15 protein-coding genes and 1 pseudogene are annotated in these 17,194 nt (G+C 57.6%); 2 read left to right on the top strand and 14 right to left on the bottom strand.

Annotated elements, in window-relative coordinates; genetic code table 11:
• The first annotated feature begins 74 nt into the window (after window positions 1–74).
• On the top strand, window positions 75–488 hold the full coding sequence (locus AC1D1M_RS01560) for a hypothetical protein (RefSeq protein WP_477774207.1): 414 nt from the start codon (window positions 75–77) through the stop codon (window positions 486–488).
• Between the two features lie 205 nt (window positions 489–693).
• On the opposite strand, the gene metC is transcribed toward AC1D1M_RS01560, so the two are convergent.
• The 7 genes from metC to AC1D1M_RS01595 are packed head-to-tail and all read right to left on the bottom strand — an operon-like array spanning window position 694 to window position 7,472.
• Window positions 694–3,444: a cystathionine beta-lyase gene (gene metC / locus AC1D1M_RS01565; protein WP_477774208.1), complete on the bottom strand. Its 2,751-nt coding sequence runs from the start codon at window positions 3,442–3,444 to the stop codon at window positions 694–696.
• 58 nt (window positions 3,445–3,502) lie between these two features.
• Window positions 3,503–4,099, bottom strand: a complete 597-nt coding sequence (locus tag AC1D1M_RS01570; protein WP_477774209.1) for a cysteine dioxygenase family protein — start codon at window positions 4,097–4,099, stop codon at window positions 3,503–3,505.
• A 16-nt stretch (window positions 4,100–4,115) separates the two neighbouring features.
• A complete protein-coding gene (locus tag AC1D1M_RS01575; RefSeq protein WP_477774210.1) occupies window positions 4,116–4,952 on the bottom strand; it encodes an amino acid ABC transporter ATP-binding protein in 837 nt (278 codons plus the stop codon).
• Window positions 4,939–5,727, bottom strand: a complete 789-nt coding sequence (locus AC1D1M_RS01580) for an amino acid ABC transporter permease (RefSeq protein ID WP_477774211.1) — start codon at window positions 5,725–5,727, stop codon at window positions 4,939–4,941. Before AC1D1M_RS01580 ends, AC1D1M_RS01575 begins: the two co-directional genes overlap by 14 nt.
• The gene (locus AC1D1M_RS01585) at window positions 5,717–6,451 is read right to left on the bottom strand and encodes an amino acid ABC transporter permease (RefSeq protein ID WP_477774212.1); all 735 of its coding nucleotides are present in this window, start codon (window positions 6,449–6,451) and stop codon (window positions 5,717–5,719) included. Before AC1D1M_RS01585 ends, AC1D1M_RS01580 begins: the two co-directional genes overlap by 11 nt.
• Window positions 6,448–6,588 (bottom strand): hypothetical protein, encoded by a 141-nt coding sequence (locus AC1D1M_RS01590; protein ID WP_477774231.1) that lies wholly within the window; start codon window positions 6,586–6,588, stop codon window positions 6,448–6,450. The genes AC1D1M_RS01585 and AC1D1M_RS01590 overlap by 4 nt, the downstream gene beginning before the upstream one ends.
• Before the next feature lie 41 nt (window positions 6,589–6,629).
• A complete protein-coding gene (locus AC1D1M_RS01595) occupies window positions 6,630–7,472 on the bottom strand; it encodes a transporter substrate-binding domain-containing protein (RefSeq protein ID WP_477774213.1) in 843 nt (280 codons plus the stop codon).
• A gap of 255 nt (window positions 7,473–7,727) precedes the next feature.
• On the opposite strand from AC1D1M_RS01595, the gene AC1D1M_RS01600 reads away from it, so the two are divergent.
• Entirely contained in the window at window positions 7,728–8,579 is an 852-nt protein-coding gene (locus AC1D1M_RS01600) for a LysR substrate-binding domain-containing protein (RefSeq protein ID WP_477774214.1), read from the top strand.
• A 254-nt stretch (window positions 8,580–8,833) separates the two neighbouring features.
• Here the strand turns inward: AC1D1M_RS01600 and AC1D1M_RS01605 are convergent, their stop codons facing one another.
• The 7 genes and pseudogenes from AC1D1M_RS01605 to AC1D1M_RS01635 all read right to left on the bottom strand — a co-directional run bounded on the left by AC1D1M_RS01605 (window position 8,834) and on the right by AC1D1M_RS01635 (window position 17,073).
• Window positions 8,834–9,727, bottom strand: a complete 894-nt coding sequence (locus AC1D1M_RS01605; RefSeq protein ID WP_477774215.1) for a polysaccharide deacetylase family protein — start codon at window positions 9,725–9,727, stop codon at window positions 8,834–8,836.
• 61 nt (window positions 9,728–9,788) lie between these two features.
• On the bottom strand, window positions 9,789–10,697 hold the full coding sequence (locus AC1D1M_RS01610) for an NAD-dependent epimerase/dehydratase family protein (protein ID WP_477774216.1): 909 nt from the start codon (window positions 10,695–10,697) through the stop codon (window positions 9,789–9,791).
• A gap of 90 nt (window positions 10,698–10,787) precedes the next feature.
• Window positions 10,788–11,522, bottom strand: coding sequence for an SDR family NAD(P)-dependent oxidoreductase (locus tag AC1D1M_RS01615; protein ID WP_477774217.1), 735 nt, complete (start codon window positions 11,520–11,522; stop codon window positions 10,788–10,790).
• An 87-nt stretch (window positions 11,523–11,609) separates the two neighbouring features.
• Window positions 11,610–13,037: an APC family permease gene (locus tag AC1D1M_RS01620; RefSeq protein WP_477774218.1), complete on the bottom strand. Its 1,428-nt coding sequence runs from the start codon at window positions 13,035–13,037 to the stop codon at window positions 11,610–11,612.
• A gap of 1,009 nt (window positions 13,038–14,046) precedes the next feature.
• Window positions 14,047–14,424, bottom strand: a pseudogene (locus tag AC1D1M_RS01625) (TonB-dependent receptor domain-containing protein); the annotation flags it as partial.
• 130 nt (window positions 14,425–14,554) lie between these two features.
• Entirely contained in the window at window positions 14,555–15,910 is a 1,356-nt protein-coding gene (locus AC1D1M_RS01630) for a dicarboxylate/amino acid:cation symporter (protein ID WP_477774219.1), read from the bottom strand.
• A gap of 107 nt (window positions 15,911–16,017) precedes the next feature.
• Window positions 16,018–17,073, bottom strand: coding sequence for a tartrate dehydrogenase (locus tag AC1D1M_RS01635; RefSeq protein ID WP_477774220.1), 1,056 nt, complete (start codon window positions 17,071–17,073; stop codon window positions 16,018–16,020).
• Window positions 17,074–17,194: the final 121 nt, after the last annotated feature.

Below are 17,194 nucleotides of genomic sequence, written 5' to 3' on the forward strand. Positions count from 1 at the left end.
TGAGCGCGAACCCGCAGGTTTCCCGCAGCCAGATGGCCACACGTCCCATTGTCAATCAGAGGTTGTCTTCGCTCATGAAATTCCATGACCCACGGATGGTGCTCTTCGGCCTGTTCGCGTTCGCGGCAGTGGGCTCGGCATCAGCAACACAGATGAAGACCTCAACCCCTGTTTTCACAACTGAAGTCGCAGCCATTCAGGCTCCGGCCCAGGCTGCCGGCAACCCTTGGCCGACCTTGGCCAGTATGGCCGGCAAGCAGCCAGGGCCGTTGCTTGCCCATGACGACCGATACTGGCATGACGGCCGTTGGCACGATCGTAGAGACGATTGGCGCCGAGACGACTGGCGTAGAGATCAGTGGCGAAGAGATCAGTGGCGCAGAGAGCAAGACCGCCGAGAAGCGCAACGCCATCGTGATTGGGAGTACCACCAGGATCGGGCCATGCGCCACCGCTACGAGGACGATCGCCGCTACTATCGTCGCTAGTGCCAAGCCACGGGATCAATTCGCCTGCAACGCGGGCGATGCACCGCCAACCTGCGAAACCAGGACTCAAACCGGCCCGAAATGGCAGTGCTTGCCTACCAGGTTGTAGAAATCTGGCTGAAAACGTCGACGAGGTACGAATCGGATATTTGCTCAGCGCTTCCCAAGAGAAGCGCTGAGCGTGCGCAATGGGTCGATTGCAGCCCTACCCCAAAGCCCCAAACCCGCGCCCCAAATCCTCGATTAACGCCTCAACATCCTCCAACCCAACGTGCAATCGCAACACCGGATTCAATGAGCGATGCGCCGCACTGTTGCGATCCCTGGTATCGGCAACGGTGATCAGACTTTCATAACCGCCCCAGGACGCGCCCAATCCAAACAACTGCAACGCATCGATGAAGCGCTCGACATATCCAGCGTCCGCCTCTTTCAGCTCAAAGGACAGCAGGCCGTTGCTGCCCGTGAAGTCCCGCTGCCACAAAGCGTGGCCGGGATGATCGGGCAAGGCCGGATGGAACACCCGTTTTACCTGGGGGTGCGCTTGCAGCCAATGGGCGACTTGCAGAGCCTGGCGCTCATGCACGTCCAGGCGTGGCGCCAGGGTTCGCACGCCGCGCAGCACCAGATAGGCGTCGTCGGGGCTGACGGTTGCTCCAAAGTTGTCGCTCATGGATGCGAGTGCCGGCCACACTTCTTCCCGGGTGCAAACGCTGCCCATGACCACATCGCTGTGGCCGCACAGGTACTTCGTCAGCGCCATGATCGAGATATCCGCGCCCAGTGCCAGCGGTCGGTACAGGTAACCCGAGCCCCAGGTGTTGTCGACGGCCAGCAGGATGCCTCGCGGTTTGCACAGGGCGGCGATGGCCGGCAGGTCGCAGAGTTCGTACAGCAAGGAACCTGGCACTTCGGTGTAGACCATTTTGCTGTTGGCTTGCAGTCGGGCCTGCAAATCGCTGCCGTCCGGGGTGAAGTAGCTGACCTGGATGCCAAAGGGCTCGAGAAACTCCCGGGCCAGACGTCGTACCGGTGCGTACACCGCATCGGTGATCAGCACATGATCGCCGGGACGCAGGTAAGCCAGAAACGCCTGCGCGACCGCCGCCAGACCGGTACCGAACAACCGCGTGCGATACCCCCCCTCCAGTTCAGTGACCAAGTCTTCGAGGGCGAACGCCGTCGGGTTGCCACGGGCACCGTAACTCAGCACACGCTCGTGATCACGGCGGGCTCGAGCGTCACGCATTTGCGCCAGGTTGTCGAACAGCACGGTGCTTAAACGGGTGACTGGCACGTTGACTGACCGACCGCCGACACCTGGCTTGGTGCGCGCCGCATGAACCAGACGAGTGCGTACACGTGTGCTCTCACGAATCTGAGGTTGCAGCGGCTTGAGACTGGCGAGTTCGTCGTCACTCATCTGCGCCAGCAAGCCGATTTCCCAGGCCAGGTATTGACGCGCCGCGTCCTTGTTGCCGGAGTGGCGATCGTGGGTGAAGAACAGAAAATCGATGCATTGATCATTGGATGGGGTGTCCGGGGTTTCCTGCACGGCGAAACCCGCTGCACGCCAGGCATCAAGCCCGCCGTCCAGCAGCCGCACTTGTGCACGCTGGGCTTCAGGCAATTCCTGGGCAGCCAACGCGGCCAGCAGTGGATCGTCGGCCATCAGCACCAGAGGCCGCTGCTCATCCGCGACATGCGTCGCCAACAGCGAACGGATCGACCAACGCGAGCCGCTGATGTGGCCCTTGCGATAGGCCATGCTCGGGCGCAAGTCGACCAGCACAACAGCGTTATCCTTCAACGCATCGGCCAGCGCCCGCGCCGTGATCGATGGCAACAGGTCGTGGGCGATCACTTCACCTGCGGACAACGCCAGACCGCTGCTGACGCCACCTGCCAGCACATACGCCTCGTGCCCCAACTGGCGCAGCCAACTGGCGACAATTGGCGCACGCACGCCATCGCTATCGATCAGCACCAGCCGCGCCCGGCGCACGCCAATATACAGATCGGTGGATTGAATCAACTGCCCGCCCGGCGCGTGTTGTGCACCGGGCAGGCTGCCGGCAGCGAACTCTTCAGCGGTGCGCACGTCGCACAGAAACAGGCTGCGCCCGGTGTCTTTGGCCCACTGCTCGACCTGGGCAGCTTCAACCGTTTTCACACCGCAACGCTCTCCCAGTCTGGCGGCCGCCAGTCGTTGCGTGGCCAAGGGCGCATCGGACACGGCATCGGCATAACGACGAGAGCTGCCGTGCTCCAGCGGAAAGTCTTCCAGGTACCAGCCCTGGGTTCCGTTTTCCAACGCGTAGATCGGGTTTTTCAAACCCAGATTGATCAGCGTCTGGGCGCCGATGATGCTGCGTGTCCGCCCGGCGCAGTTGACCACGACCGGTGTTCTATCGTCCGGCACCAGATCATGGATGCGATACCCCAGTTCGCCATTCGGGCAGCACACAGAACCGGGAATGGTCATCTTGCGATATTCATCGAACGGTCGGCCGTCGAGCACCACCAGGGGCTCGCCCCGGGTTTGCCATTCGGCCAGTTGTTGTGCGGTGACATGCGGCGTGTGACTGACCTCTTCCACCAACTCGCCAAAAGCCTTGGACGGTACATGCACGCCGGCAAACAGCTGGTAACCGGCAGCCTGCCAGCCATCGGCACCGCCCTCGAGAACGTGCACGCGGTCATACCCCAACACATGCAGACGCTGGGCAGAACGTATGGCTACATCGCCGCCATTCTGGTCATGGATCACCAGCCGCACCTGAGGACTCGGCGCCAGACGCCGCACCTCCAGCTCCAGTCGGCTGTAGGGCAGGTTGACCGCGAAAAACAGATGGGCTTCGCCATACTGGCCGTGTTCGCGCACATCAAACAGGGCGATTTCCTGCCCGTCGAACAGCCACTGCTGCAATTGCCCTGGGGTTACGGTCTGGCTCATGGGAGTCCTGTTCGAAAGAGAATTATTGAAGCGCCAGAGAGCGCTCGTTGGCCGCCACTTATGCGTAGGCCTTGATCGACGGCGCCATTTGCGAGGCGTTGTAATTGAGAATGCGCCCGTCGGCCTCAACGCCGTAGCGACCGTTGAGGGACTCCAGCGGCAGACCGTAGAGATGGAAATGCAAGGTCGCCTGCTCACCTTCAACGCGAATGCCATGCAGGTCTTCACCGAGAAACGAGATCGACGTGCCGGGTTGCACGATGACTTCCTTTTCCAGATGCAGGGTGGTGAAGCCCGGCTCGCGACCTTCGTCATCACGGCGGTAAACGTAGTTGATCTCCTGACCTTCGACGGCACTGATGATCGCCCAGGTTTCGTGGTTGTGAGGGATGGTGCTTTTGCCCGGCAACAGCGAGTTCAGGTACAGCGTTGGCGTATCGCCGTCGTCATTGAGACGGTAGCGAAATGCGGTGCTGCCCTGCCCCGGCACCGGCGCGGGAAACGCGTCGAAATTGAACAGGTCACGACGCTCGGCCAGTGCTTCGAGCAGGGCGACGATTTCCACCAGCGCGGCACGGTCAACGCCCCGTTGGTTGATGACGCGGATTTTCTTCAGGAAATCCTCGATGACGGCGGCACGGTTTTCGGTACTCATGAACAGGCTCCTCGGTTTAGACGGACAGGCTGTAGCGACCCAGGTTGGTCAGCAGATAAGGATCGTTGGCGACGGCAGGACGACGGCCCGGATCACCCACGGCATGGCGTAGAAATTCCTGAGTGCGCTCGCTGGTCGGACGCTGAAAAATCTGTGCGGCGCTACCGTGCTCGACAATCACGCCGTTTTCGGTGAAGTAGACGATGTCGCTGATCTCTTCGGCGAAACGCATCTCGTGGGTGACCAGCACGCAGGTCATGCCCTCCTCGGTCAACTCGCGGATCACCGTCAGCACCTCGCCGACGGTTTCCGGATCAAGGGCGGACGTCACTTCATCGAACAGAATCAGTTCCGGGCGCATCGCCAGCGCCCGGGCAATCGCCACTCGCTGTTGCTGGCCGCCGGACAGTTGTCCCGGGTAGGCATCGGCCTTGTGCTCCATACGCACTTTGGCCAGCAAGGCACGCGCCTCTTTTTCGGCATCGGCCCGGTTGCGCCCCAACACCTTGCGCGGTGCAATCACCAGGTTCTCCAACACCGACAGATGCGGGAACAGGTTGTACTGCTGAAACACAAACCCCACACGCTTGCGCAACTCGATGCGCTGGGCTTCCTGGACCAGGGTGTGAACCTCGGTGGTACCGACGCGGATGCTGCCGCGCTGCGGCTGCAACAGCCCGGTGATGCAGCGCAGGATGGTCGACTTGCCGGAACCGGACGGGCCGATGATCGACACCGCCTGACCACGGTGAACGTCGAGGTCGATGCCTTTGAGCACCGGGTTGCTGGCGAACGACAGGTGCAGATCGCGCAAGCTCACCAGCGGCTCGGCGACAGTTTCAATAGAAGGCATAACGTCGCTCCAGGCGTTGAGTGAGACGGGAAATCGGGTAGCAATAAGCGAAGAACAGCACCAGCAGGCTCAGGTAGATCACCACGGTGAAGCCGGTCATGTTCACGGTGTTGCTGGCGATCTGCGCGGTATCGATCACGTCATGTACGCCCACCAGCGAGGCCAGCGCCGTGCCCATGGTGATCACCGCATACAGGTTCATCCACGGCGGCAACATGCGTTTGAAGCACTGCGGCAGGATGATCGAACGAAAAATCTGTCCGCGGGTGAACGCCAGCGAACGCGCCGCCTCCCACTGCGTGCTCGGGATCGAAGCAATGGCGCCACGGAAGATTTCCGCGACATTGGCACTCGCCGGCAACGCCAATCCCAGGGTGACCTTGACCCAGTCGGGGAACGAGACATAGGCGCTGCCGATCCTGATCTCGAACGGGAACACATAGGTGGTGAAATAGATCAGCACCAGCCAAGGCGCATTACGGAAAACCTGGACCCAGATCCGTGCCGGCAAGCGCAGCAGACGCAGCGGCGACAACGCCAGCGCACCCACCAGCAACCCCAGCAGCGAACCCAATGCGATCGCGACCAGACTGATCAGGATGTTCTGGCCAAAGCCTGCGGCCAGGGCCGGCGACCATTGCTGTAGCGCCTTCAACACCGGGCTTTGCGGGGCAAACCATACCAACCAGAGCACGGCGCAGACCAACAGCAACAGCTTGCCGACATGCCGACGCGGCCAGGTCACCGGTGCGATGGCGGACGATTCAATGGCCATAACCGGGCATCCTCAGGCGCGCTTCAAGGTAGCGCCCCACACAATTGACGATAAAACTCAGCAGGCCGAAAAAGCTCAGGATCAGAATCATCAGTTCGAGCACGTTATCGCTCTGGGTCCAGATCATGATCGACGCGTAGGTGATGTCGCCGACCGCAATGGCCGAGGCAACGGCAGTCATCTTCACCAGGTCGATCAGGTTGTTGATCAGCGACGGCAACGCGAAGCGCAGGGCCAGCGGCAGTTGCACGTTCCACAACAACTGACGACTGCTCAATGCCAGCGAACTGGCCGCCTCCAGCGTCACCACCGGTACGGCCTCGATGCCGGCGCGCAAGGCCTCGGCGTGGAAGGCACCCTTGTGCAGCGAGATCACGATCACCACCCAGGCGAAGGGCGTCAGCGGATTCGCCGCGCCGACAGCCTGGGTCAGCAACATGTTCAACACCAGGAACGCGCAATACAGCTGCACCAGCGTCGGGGTGTTGCGGGTGACCTCAATGAACACCCGTGCCGGTTTCGCCAGCCACGGTTTGCCCGACGTCAGCATCGCCGCCAGGCCGACACCGGCGAGCAAACTGCCGACGATGGTGAACTGGCACAACAACACCGTGGTCAGTGCACCCTGCTCCAGGGATCCTCGCTGATAGGCGTCCAGCAGAAAGCTGTAGTTCAGGCCGAATCCGGCGGTCCAGTGGACGAAAAGCTCCAGCCAGTGACTCATGCTGTGCCCCGCAATTGCGCGCAGGCCCGAGCGATGCGGCGTCCGGCTTCAGCGACGTTGTCGGTCGCGGTCGCGATGGCAACAGCGCCGGCCAGGCACAGCGAGGTCAGGACTTTGGCGGAAAAATGACGATTCATGCACGACGGCCTGTTGGATACGATGAAGTGAAGAACCGGAGTCAGGCGCCGTTGGCCTGGAACTGCTTTTGCAACTCGACCAGTGCCGGTGATGCGGGTGTGATGTGGTTGCGGGTCTGGGCTTCAATTAACCAGCCGCTGCGGTGCAGGTCCTTGACGATGGGGTCGAGCCTGGCCTGGGTGTCGCTTTCACCACGGCGGGTCCAGATCACCGAAGGCGCCGGGTTCAGTTCCGGTGTGATGGTCCGATAGCCCTGCCATTCGGCACTGTCAGCGATCAACGGATTGACCAGCGTGGCGTCATGCACCGCCGCGACGCAGTTGTTGCCGCGCAACGCCAGCAAGGATTCGGACGAGCTCTTGAAGGCCTTGATTTCAGCGCCCAACCCGGTGAGCGGCTTCACGTAACTGCTGCCCTGGGAGGTGCAGACCGGCTGGCCCTTGAGATCTTCCCAGCGACTGATCTTGCTGTCCTTGAGTACCGCAGCGGTGCCACCTACGCGGTAAAACGGCGTCGGCACAAACCCGAGAATCTCGCCGCGTTCGGCGGTCCATTCCATATTGGCAATCAGCAGATCGACTTTGCCCTGCTGCAAAAACTGCACGCGATTGGCAGGCAAAACCGGCACCAGCTCCACCTCAGCGCCCAATCGCCGCCCCAGTTCCTTAGCGAGTTCGACGTTCAATCCACGCGGCTTCTGTGTGGCCGGATCAATCCCGCCAAATGGGCCTCCCGACAACAGAACACCGACCACCAGCACATGCCGTTGCTCGATCTTGTCCAGGGTTGCATCAGCCTGGACGCCGGCACTGATGGCCAGCGAGATCAAGGAACCTAACATCACGGGCAATAATCGTTTTAAAGGCGCGTGCTTGAGCAACATGGATTTCCCCCCCAATGGATGATCGGCGTTCCCCGATCCGGTGTGATGGCATCGTAGGTATCGCGTTGAGGTAACGGAAATTCAAATATCTAATATCGTTATAACTTGCCGTATATCAGCCTATGCAACTGGTCATTATCCCCAGTATTTACTGGCTAACTCGCTAATCGAGGTCGCTAAAGCCTTACAAACACATAACGATATCTGATATTAATGTTTGCACTGCTGATGTAAAACGCCCCCCGGGAAAACGCCATGTCGACGCTTGATCTCGAACTGCTGCGCACCTTCATTGCCGTCGTGGATCACCACAGTTTCGCCGAGGCCGGTGTGCAACTGGCCCGCACGCAATCATCCGTCACGCAACACATGCAACGCCTGGAGCAACAGGTCGGGGTCAGCCTGTTCGAGAAGCGTGGACGGCAAAAGCACCTCACTGAACCCGGCTTGCAATTGCTGCGACACGCCCGGCAAATGCTCTCGCTCAACGACGATGCCTTGACCTCCCTGCGTGAAAGCAGCTTGAGCGGGGTACTGCGCATCGGCTCGCCCCATGACATCGCCGACACCATCCTGCCACCGATCCTCAGTCACATCGCGCGCTCGGCGCCGCGTTTGCGTCTGGAAATCGACGTCGGCCGAAGCCCTTTCCTGATGGACGATCTGCACCGCGGCAAGGTCGACATGGTGATCTCTACCCGTGAAGACCCGAACCTCGAAGGCTTCGCCCTGCGCACTTCACCGGTGTGGTGGATCTGTTCGGCGGATTACATCCACACCCCCGGCGAACCCCTGCCACTGATTCTGGTGGATGAGCCAAGCATCTACCGCCGCTACGCCCTGGAAGCCCTGGAGCGTGCGAACATTGCCTGGCGCCAGGCTTACCTCGCATCGAACCTGATCGGCATCAAGGCGGCGACACGTGCAGGTCTCGGCGTCACCCCCAGAAGCATGGAAATGCTCGGCCCGGACATGCGGGTGCTGGGTGAAAACGACGGGTTGCCGCGCCTGCCCGACGTCACCTACCACCTGTGGATTCGGCCCAACACCGTCAATCCCCTGGTACGTCGGGCCTATGAATTGATCCGCAATAGTCGCGGGCATTGAATGCCGAAGGGGCGCTCCACCCTGCGTCGCAGATAAAGCACTCTTTCGCGAGTGTCTACTCATTCAGGAGCGGATCAGGACAGGTTTTCAAGCAACTCCAGCGCCTGGGTGTCACTCTCGGCCAGCAGATGCCGGGCGTGGGCCAATCAAACAGCATCATTCAGGCAGAGTAGCGACCATCCATCGATGGTCGCCGCCCCAACATCAATAACTACAAGAACCCAATACGCACGATACATTCACCATCAGAACGGTTATTTGTTTGCTTTAACCGGTCCCTGATAGTAAGGCAAGCTGTCGATCCGTGGTGTATAGACCCCAGTGCGGACACTACGCTGAACATGCGCCGCGATCTCATCCATAGTTGCAAACCAGACATCGCCTTTTAGCATCATGTATTCGATCAACTTCGAAACTTCATGCCATCGTGCCAGACGACCGGAAAGGAAAGGATGCCAGACGGGTATGAAAAGACCGCCATATTCCCATGCTGCATCAAACTCGGCCTTGAAAACCTCAACGGCGCGTTGCGGCGACTGAATCGGCATCTGAAAATCAAGGTCGATACTGTGCATGTACTGGGGCCAGTCATCCAGCGCCCAACTGGAGGGCAGCTCTACCAGTTCCCCTGCATTTGTGCGCAACAAATAAGGAACATCATCCCCCATCAATGAGGCGTCATAACTGAAGCCTCGCTCGATCAGCAAGTCTGCCGAGTGCTCCGACATATTGTAGAGGGGAGCCCGCCAGCCTCGCGGTGCCTGGCCCGTGAAGCGCTTGATGGTGTCGCAACCGCGATCGAGCCAATAAGCTTCTTCTTCTCGAGTCAGCTCGTTTGGATGTTCGTGTATGTAGCCATGGTGAGCAATTTCGTGGCCATGTTCGACGATCGCTTCAATGGCCTTCGGGTATTGCTCAATGCACCAGGCCGGTATGAAGAAGGTTTGTTTAATCTCGAAACGTCGATAGGTTTCCAGGATCCTTGGAATCGCCACCTTCGGTCCGTAGTGCAGCATTGAAATACTGGCAACTCGCGTTGCTGAATCCTTGGGGTGCGCCACATGCAGAATGCTGTCGGCATCCATATCAAAGGTAAAGGAGACGGCACAGCGTGCGCCATTTGGCCAGACAATAGGGTTTTCAATCATGCTTAATCTCCAATGGCTGCTGAATATCATTGATTCGCCAGGAACCTGAGCAATACCGATATCAATACTCGTGATCGCGCAACCAGTCGGAGTAATGGGTCAGTCCTTTTTCCAGCGACCATTGCGCTGAGTACCCCAACGCCTGCTGCGCAGCACTCAGATCCCATTCCCCATGCCGATCCAGATGCCAGTAGCCATTGCCGATTTCGATTCGGGCTTCAGGCATCATTTTCCTGATCAATTCAACGGCCTCATGCAGCGTCCAGGAACGATCACCGGCAATGTTGAATACACCGCCCTTCAAGTCTCTGGTTTCAGCTGCCATGAGCACAGCGCGCACGACATCTTCCACATGAATGTAATGGAAGCGATGATCGCCGCCGGTAGGCAAGTTGAATGCTTCACCCCGATGAACCGTTTTAAGTATGTCCCTGAGAACCTGCGGCATTTTATTTTCAGGGCCATACACTTCAGCAATCCGCAGCGAGATGACTTCCATACCATAAAGATCATTGTAAACCCGGCCAAAATGCTCGGTGGCAACTTTGGTTACACCATAGGGTGTCGTTGGATTAGTCGGTGTTTTTTCATTGATCACACCCTCGAAATGCCCGTACACCGTTTCAGAAGAAAAATTCACGAGCTTTTTAATGCCCGCCAGGCGCATTGCCTCAAGCAAATGAATGGTGCCATCGATATTCGCTGCCACTGTCGTAATCGGCAGATCTATAGACAAGTCGGGATGCGACATCGCTGCCGTATGAATAACACGATCAACCCCAAAGTCCTGGATGGTTCTGACGATCCTGGGAATATCGTACAACTCACCCTGTACAGGGGTCATGAACTCCGACCTGGCCTCTGAGTAGTCACGATTGTAACTAATCACCTTGACGCCCTGCTCGCTGAGCTTTTTCGTCAGGTACCTGCCAACATAACCCAAACCACCGGTAATCATCACAGCGCTCATTTTGTATCCTTCTTGTTATTAGAAAAATCAGAGCCACTTATTTGACTGGGAAATTCATGACTCAGCGAAGTTTAATTGCACGACACCCAACTAGATCGCGGCCCCGCCATTGGGGCTGACGACCTGTCCAACCATATAATCTCCCGCGGGCCCGGCCAGGGCTTCGACCATGGCAGCAATCTCGTCCGGCTTTCCGAAGCGCTTCAATGGAATGGTCGCGCGCGTCTCGTCGTTGTATTCAATGGTGTCGTTGATCAACATGTCTGTTTCGATCGGCCCCGGTGCCACCGAATTCACCAATACACCTTGTGGGGCAACTTCCTTCGCAACCGCTTTTGTCAGTGCGATCACCCCGCCCTTGGAGGCGCAGTACGCGGCGTAGGTGGGAAAGCCAATCAAGCCCAGTTCGGAACTGATATTGATAATCCGCCCCTGACCGCGTGCCAGCATGCCCGGCAACACGGCCTGCATGCAGGCCCAGGTCCCTCCGAGATTGGTACTGATCATCTGTTCCCACTGTGCCCATGTCGTCTGCGCGACTGTCGCCGAAACCAGCCTCCCGGCATTGTTGACAAGAATATCGACCCGCCCATAGCGGTTCTCCGCCTCCCTGATGATTCCGGCTGCCGCTTCGGGATGACTGACATCGGCTTGAACAGTGATCCCATCGCCACCGTTGTCTTGGGCAATACGTATTACTGCGTCCAGTTGATCCTTGACGTCGAAGTAGTTGAGGACCAAATGATCCCCACTTGCAGCAAAACGCTTGGCAATTGCCAGCCCAATGCCCCTTGCTGCTCCCGTAATTACGACAACACGCTTCATAAGTTCACCCATGGTTTTAAATGAACACCACACGCAGGCGCCAACATCCAACTAACGCAGGCTGGGCCGCATGCGTTAACTTCGGATTCAGGACTCTTGCATTGGAGTCAGTACGGCTTGTTTGGAAACTCGCGACTGCCAAAACACAATCATCGCGCCAGAAAGTATGGTCAGCGCACCAAGGTACCAGGCGGTGTATTGGTCCTCGGGCGATACCGGATTGGCCCCGGCGGTATAACCGATGTATCCCAGTACAAGGATTGCCAGCGCAGCCGGGATCGACAGTGTCAGCGCCATAGCGAAACGTTGACGGCGGAAGCTCATGACAATGAATGCAGCGATAGCGGCCATGTAGGACATCACCAGCGTGATGGTCACGACATCGTAGTACCACGAGATCTTGTCCAGTGGCTTCCACCAGAGCAGTGCAATGGCGAGGGTCGAGACGATAACGCTGGCCAGCCATGGCGATCTCGATTTATTGACTGAGCGAAGCGCCGTTGGCAGATGCCCCTCCTCACTCATTCGATAGAGCGTACGCGCAGCCGCACTCGAAGAAATCTGCAAGCCGGCGCATGCCGAAGTGATTACGACGAACAGGGCGATCCAGGCCATGGCCGGGGGCAAGTAGACATTCGCCACGGCGGCGATCGGCCCACCGTTGCCGTCTTCGATAATGGCCGCCAGCTTCTCTACAGGCACCGCGTACTGCCAGCCAATCGCCGCGAGACTGTAAATGACAAATGCCGAAGTCAGAACAAGCAGCATGGAGCGTTGTACAGTCCGAACCGGAATACGCGATTCCTCGATGTAGTTGATCGCCGAATCGAAGTTCGCCAGCATCCAGACACCGAACAGCACCCCCGGCCCGATCGCGGACCAGCCACCAGACCCTTCCAGGGTGTACATGGAAATCACTGACAAGTCCGGAACCTGAGGATTGATGATGCCCATCAGCCCTAGCCCGGCTACAACGCTGATCTCGAAAATCAGAAATACGCTGGCTACTTTGGCTGTGGCATTGACGCCGTTGCAGGAAATGGCCAGGAAGATCAGAACCATACCCGTCCCGATCAGTTTTGCGTTAAGCGGACCCGCCAACACCGGAAACAACGCCTGTATATATTCGGTTCCGATGATTGCGCACATTGCCATCACTGCCATGCAGGCAACGGAGTACGCCCAACCGAGAATGGTCCCTACACGGGTATGCAGAAATCGCGACGTGAAGGTGAAGATGCCACCCGCCGACGGTGCCTGGCGAGTGAGTGAGATCATGCAGAAAGCCATGACCAACATCGGAAAGAAGTACGCAATCAAAATGGCCAGTGGAGCGTGGTGGCCCGATATCGAGTAAAGAATCGACATGGAAGAGGCTGCGATCCAGCCAGGCGCATTGAAACCCAGCGCCGAAAAAGTCACATCCCTGGTGGTTAAAGTTCCCTTGTTTAACGCCGTATCCAGATCACGAACAGTTCCGTCACGGTCATAGCCGATGATTTCATAGAAGTTCATTTTTCAGGCTCTGATTAATAGCTATAGAAGATGTTGTAGCGTCAAACCATCCGAGTTGATTTGAACGCCGCTCTTATTATTCAACTAAGCAAAATGCAGATACTCAAAACCCGAACAAGCCAGACACCAGCAGCTTATTCAGACTTGATTTACAGCTTTTTTGTTTTTTATCTCCGCCCAGGAAAACCCTCAGTTCGAGATTGTTTTTTTTCAGCCGCCAGCAGTCACTTCAACTGCATAGCTACGTGCGTTAACAGTTGTGACGCCTAAACCTTTTAATGGGGGGGGTCAGTATAGGAACAGCAAAAAAATACCTACTATCAGAAATTTCCGATGTTTAAATCTGAATTAGCGAAGTAAATTCTTAGACGCCCTCAACGGCAACCAGCCATCGCCCCTATCAGCTCTGTACCTGTCGCAAGTGCTCATCGAGAAGCGTGCTGCCCGAGCTCTTGGGCAAGCCCGATCAGAATTCCTTCGGGACCCCGAATGTAGCAGAGCCTATACGTGTCTTCGTACTGGCCCCCTTTGCCGACGAGCTCCGCGCCGCGTTTGTGGAGCCTGGCGAGCGTGTCGTCGATGTCCTCCACGGTGAACATGACGCGCAGGTAACCGACGAAATAAACTGGAACAGCGGGTCCGATAGAAACGGCGAAAAGCGCTGCCAAGCGGCTTGCAGGGCGATGGTTCCGGGTGTTTCCGGTGCCGAAGGTGGCGGTTGATCCACGCTCACGTATTGAACGCCGACACCACCTGTATGAAGAGCGCTTGCAGCGCGCCCGAGATTGCCTAACCGCCTAAAGGGGAAAGTTTTGACGGGTGCGAATGGCCTTGCGCATTCAGAGGCCATCCAGAACGGTACTTCCAAGCGCCAGGCTGTCATCGGCGCCCGTGGGTTCTGTCGTGGAGGTGTAAGAGATTTCGGCTGAGCAACAATTACTGCTCAGCCTCAATTTTGCACAATGCACGCCATGCTGGACGACGCGGTGGAGTGCGACATTCAGCCGAGCTACAACGTGTAAGAAACACCGACCTGCACCGTTCTCAGCGCCCCTGGATAAGCGTAAACGTTGCCGAATGCGCCCTCCTCATAATCTTCGTCCGCCAGGTTCTTCATGTCCGGGTTGAGCCTGATTCTGTCGTTTACCTTGTAGTAGCTCAGTAGATCGACATCAGTCTAGCTGCCCATCGAAAACGCCGTGTTGGCCATCTGCCCTGCACGCTCATCGACGTACTTGAGCCCGGTGCCAAGCCCCAGTCCCTTGAACGCGCCATTCGGGAACTCATAGACATTGAGCAGGCTGAAGCTGTACTGCGGAATGTTCATCAGCCGGGTGCCGGACTTGATGATGTTGTCCTTGGTCACTTCGGCATCGACATAGGCGTAGCTTGTTTCAAAGCGCCGATGGTTCAAGCCCCCCCTTTTGAAGCCACTGGCGTAACCAAAAAGGGCCCCGAAGGGCCCTTTGTTCTCAAACCAAATCCACTGGGTCAGCCAGGACGTCAGCGCCAGATACTTACACTCGTGAGGCTTTGTTAAGGCTGGGCAGCAAGGGACTGCTCGTTACCGATGAAGGGGTATGAACAACCTCCGCCCGCACCGCCTCAGGCTCTTGCTCTTCGATCTCACCATTGAGTGCCTTGTGCATTTTGACTGTGTCCAGCGCCCCGACCCATTTGGCAATCGCCATGGTGCCCACACCATTGCCGATGGTATTGGTGATTGCCCGCGCTTCCGACATGAACCGGTCGACGCCCAGCAACAACACCATGCCTGCCACCGGTATGGTGCCCAGGGAAGACAGGGTGGCGGCCAGAATGATGAACCCGGAACCGGTGACACCTGCCGAGCCTTTGGAGGTGAACATCAGTACCGCCAGCACGATCAGTTGATCGCTCAGGGTCAGCGGCGTGTTGGTAGCCTGGGCAATGAATATCGCGGCAATGGTGTAGTAGATCGCTTGCCCGTCCGGGTTGAAGGTCAGGCCAGAGGGAATGATCATCCCGGCGACGGGTTTGGACACCCCGGCCTTCTCCATTTTAGAAATCATCTGTGGCAGCACCGATTCCGAAGAACTGGTACCCAGCACGGTGAACAATTCTTCCTTGATGAACTTCAAAAACTTCCACAGGCTGAAACCGCTGTAGCGGCAGATAGGGCCGAGCACGAAGATCACGAACACGGCACAGGTGAGATAAACGCAAGCCATCAACTTGCCCAGAGAGAACAGCGAGCCGAAGCCGTACTTGCCGATGGTGAAGGCGATGGCACCGAATGCGCCGATCGGCGCCAGGCGCATGACCATGTTGACGATGCGGAACATACCCTGCATCAGGCTATCCAGCGTATCGACGAACGCTTTGCCGCGTGGACCTACATGCGCCAGGGCGATTCCCAACAGAATGGAAAACAGCAGGATCTGCAGCACATTGCCCTTGGCGAAGGCATCCACGATGGTGTCAGGGATAATGTTCATGACGAAGTCCATGAACGATGCATGTTTCACGGCCGAGGTGTAGGTGGCCAGGCTGGAGGTGTCGAGGGTAGCGACATCAATGTTCATGCCGGCACCGGGTTTGAACACATCAACCACTACCAGGCCGACCACCAGCGCCAGCGTCGAGACCACTTCAAAATAGAGCAAGGCCCGGAATCCGACACGCCCCAGTTCCTTCATGTTTTCCATGCGAGCAATCCCCGTGACCACGGTCAGGAAGATCACCGGAGCGAGGAGCATCTTGATCAATTTGATGAAGGCATCGCCCAAGGGTTTGAGCGCAGCACCGGTTTCGGGAACGAACACGCCGACGATGGCGCCGAGGATGACCGCGATGAGCACTTGTACGTAGAGTTTGCCTAATATTCTTTTCATGACAGGGCCCTGATTTTTTATTGTTGTCAGGAAATGCCAAGGAGTCAGATCCAGTGATCTGCCCCTTGGTGTTGTGCCGCAGTACTACTTTGAATCGCTGGAAAATATCAGCGGTTGATCAGCGCGATGACCGCATCCGTGATCTGGCGGGTGGTGGCTGTACCGCCCAAATCAGGGGTATGCACTCCGCTTTCGGTCACGGCTTCGATGGCCGACATCAGCTGTTTCGCCGCAGCGGCTTCGCCCAGGTGTTCGAGCATCATCGCCGCCGTCCAGAACGTAGCAATCGGGTTGGCCACACCTTTGCCGGTGATGTCGAAAGCCGAGCCGTGGATCGGTTCGAACATCGAGGGGAATTTTCGCGACGGGTTGAGGTTGGCGGTCGGTGCGATGCCCAGGCTGCCGGACAACGCGGCTGCCAGATCGGACAGAATGTCAGCGTGCAGGTTGGTGGCGACGATCACATCCAACGTAGAGGGTTTGAGCACCATGCGCGTAGTCACCGCGTCGACCAGTTCCTTGTCAATTTTGACGTCCGGGAAATCCTTGGCCACTTCGTAGAAAATTTCGTCCCACAACACCATGCCATGACGTTGGGCGTTGGACTTGGTGACCATGGTCAGGTGTTTGCGTGGGCGGCTTTGCGCCAGTTCGAAGGCAAAGCGGTGAATACGCTCCACCCCGGCACGGGTGAATACCGACACTTCAGTGGCAACCTCTTCCGGCAGTCCCCGGTGCACACGACCGCCGTTGCCGGAGTACTCACCTTCGGAGTTTTCCCGCACCACCACCCAGTCGATCTGGTCACCATTGAGCAGCGGGCTTTTCACCCCAGGCAGCACGCGTGCCGGACGCACGTTGGCGTATTGATCGAAGCCCTGGCAGATCGGCAGGCGCAGGCCCCACAGGGAAATGTGATCCGGTACGTTGAGCGCTCCCACGGCACCGAAGAAAATCGCGTCGAAGGTTTTCAGTTCTTCCAGACCCCCTTCAGGAATGTAGTAACCGTTTTTCAGGTAGTTATCCGAGTTCCAGTCGAAATGTTTTAAGTCCAGGTCGAAGCCAGATTTTTTCGACAGGGCTTGCAGCACCTCGACGCCAGCGGCGATCACTTCAACACCGATACCATCACCTGGAACCGCTGCAATTTTGTATGCGCTCATGGTCAACTCCACTCTCGTGACGTTCTTGTTTTGCCTGTCGAACGGACTGTTCAATCAGGGTGTGAGCGGAGTATATGTAGTGAACAAATAGGTGTGAGTTACTCAGAATCACTACATAAAT

This window comes from Pseudomonas sp. P1_F7, from assembly GCF_056405655.1.

Coding starts and splice junctions, on each gene's coding strand:
- AC1D1M_RS01570 (WP_477774209.1), bottom strand. CDS start 4,099: ATGAGTACCGAAAACCGTGCCGCCGTCATCGAGGATTTCCTGAAGAAA.
- AC1D1M_RS01590 (WP_477774231.1), bottom strand. CDS start 6,588: ATGAATCGTCATTTTTCCGCCAAAGTCCTGACCTCGCTGTGCCTGGCC.
- AC1D1M_RS01635 (WP_477774220.1), bottom strand. CDS start 17,073: ATGAGCGCATACAAAATTGCAGCGGTTCCAGGTGATGGTATCGGTGTT.
- AC1D1M_RS01620 (WP_477774218.1), bottom strand. CDS start 13,037: ATGAACTTCTATGAAATCATCGGCTATGACCGTGACGGAACTGTTCGT.
- AC1D1M_RS01610 (WP_477774216.1), bottom strand. CDS start 10,697: ATGAGCGCTGTGATGATTACCGGTGGTTTGGGTTATGTTGGCAGGTAC.
- AC1D1M_RS01560 (WP_477774207.1), top strand. CDS start 75: ATGAAATTCCATGACCCACGGATGGTGCTCTTCGGCCTGTTCGCGTTC.
- AC1D1M_RS01615 (WP_477774217.1), bottom strand. CDS start 11,522: ATGAAGCGTGTTGTCGTAATTACGGGAGCAGCAAGGGGCATTGGGCTG.
- AC1D1M_RS01605 (WP_477774215.1), bottom strand. CDS start 9,727: ATGATTGAAAACCCTATTGTCTGGCCAAATGGCGCACGCTGTGCCGTC.
- AC1D1M_RS01600 (WP_477774214.1), top strand. CDS start 7,728: ATGTCGACGCTTGATCTCGAACTGCTGCGCACCTTCATTGCCGTCGTG.
- metC (WP_477774208.1), bottom strand. CDS start 3,444: ATGAGCCAGACCGTAACCCCAGGGCAATTGCAGCAGTGGCTGTTCGAC.
- AC1D1M_RS01575 (WP_477774210.1), bottom strand. CDS start 4,952: ATGCCTTCTATTGAAACTGTCGCCGAGCCGCTGGTGAGCTTGCGCGAT.
- AC1D1M_RS01630 (WP_477774219.1), bottom strand. CDS start 15,910: ATGAAAAGAATATTAGGCAAACTCTACGTACAAGTGCTCATCGCGGTC.
- AC1D1M_RS01580 (WP_477774211.1), bottom strand. CDS start 5,727: ATGGCCATTGAATCGTCCGCCATCGCACCGGTGACCTGGCCGCGTCGG.
- AC1D1M_RS01585 (WP_477774212.1), bottom strand. CDS start 6,451: ATGAGTCACTGGCTGGAGCTTTTCGTCCACTGGACCGCCGGATTCGGC.
- AC1D1M_RS01595 (WP_477774213.1), bottom strand. CDS start 7,472: ATGTTGCTCAAGCACGCGCCTTTAAAACGATTATTGCCCGTGATGTTA.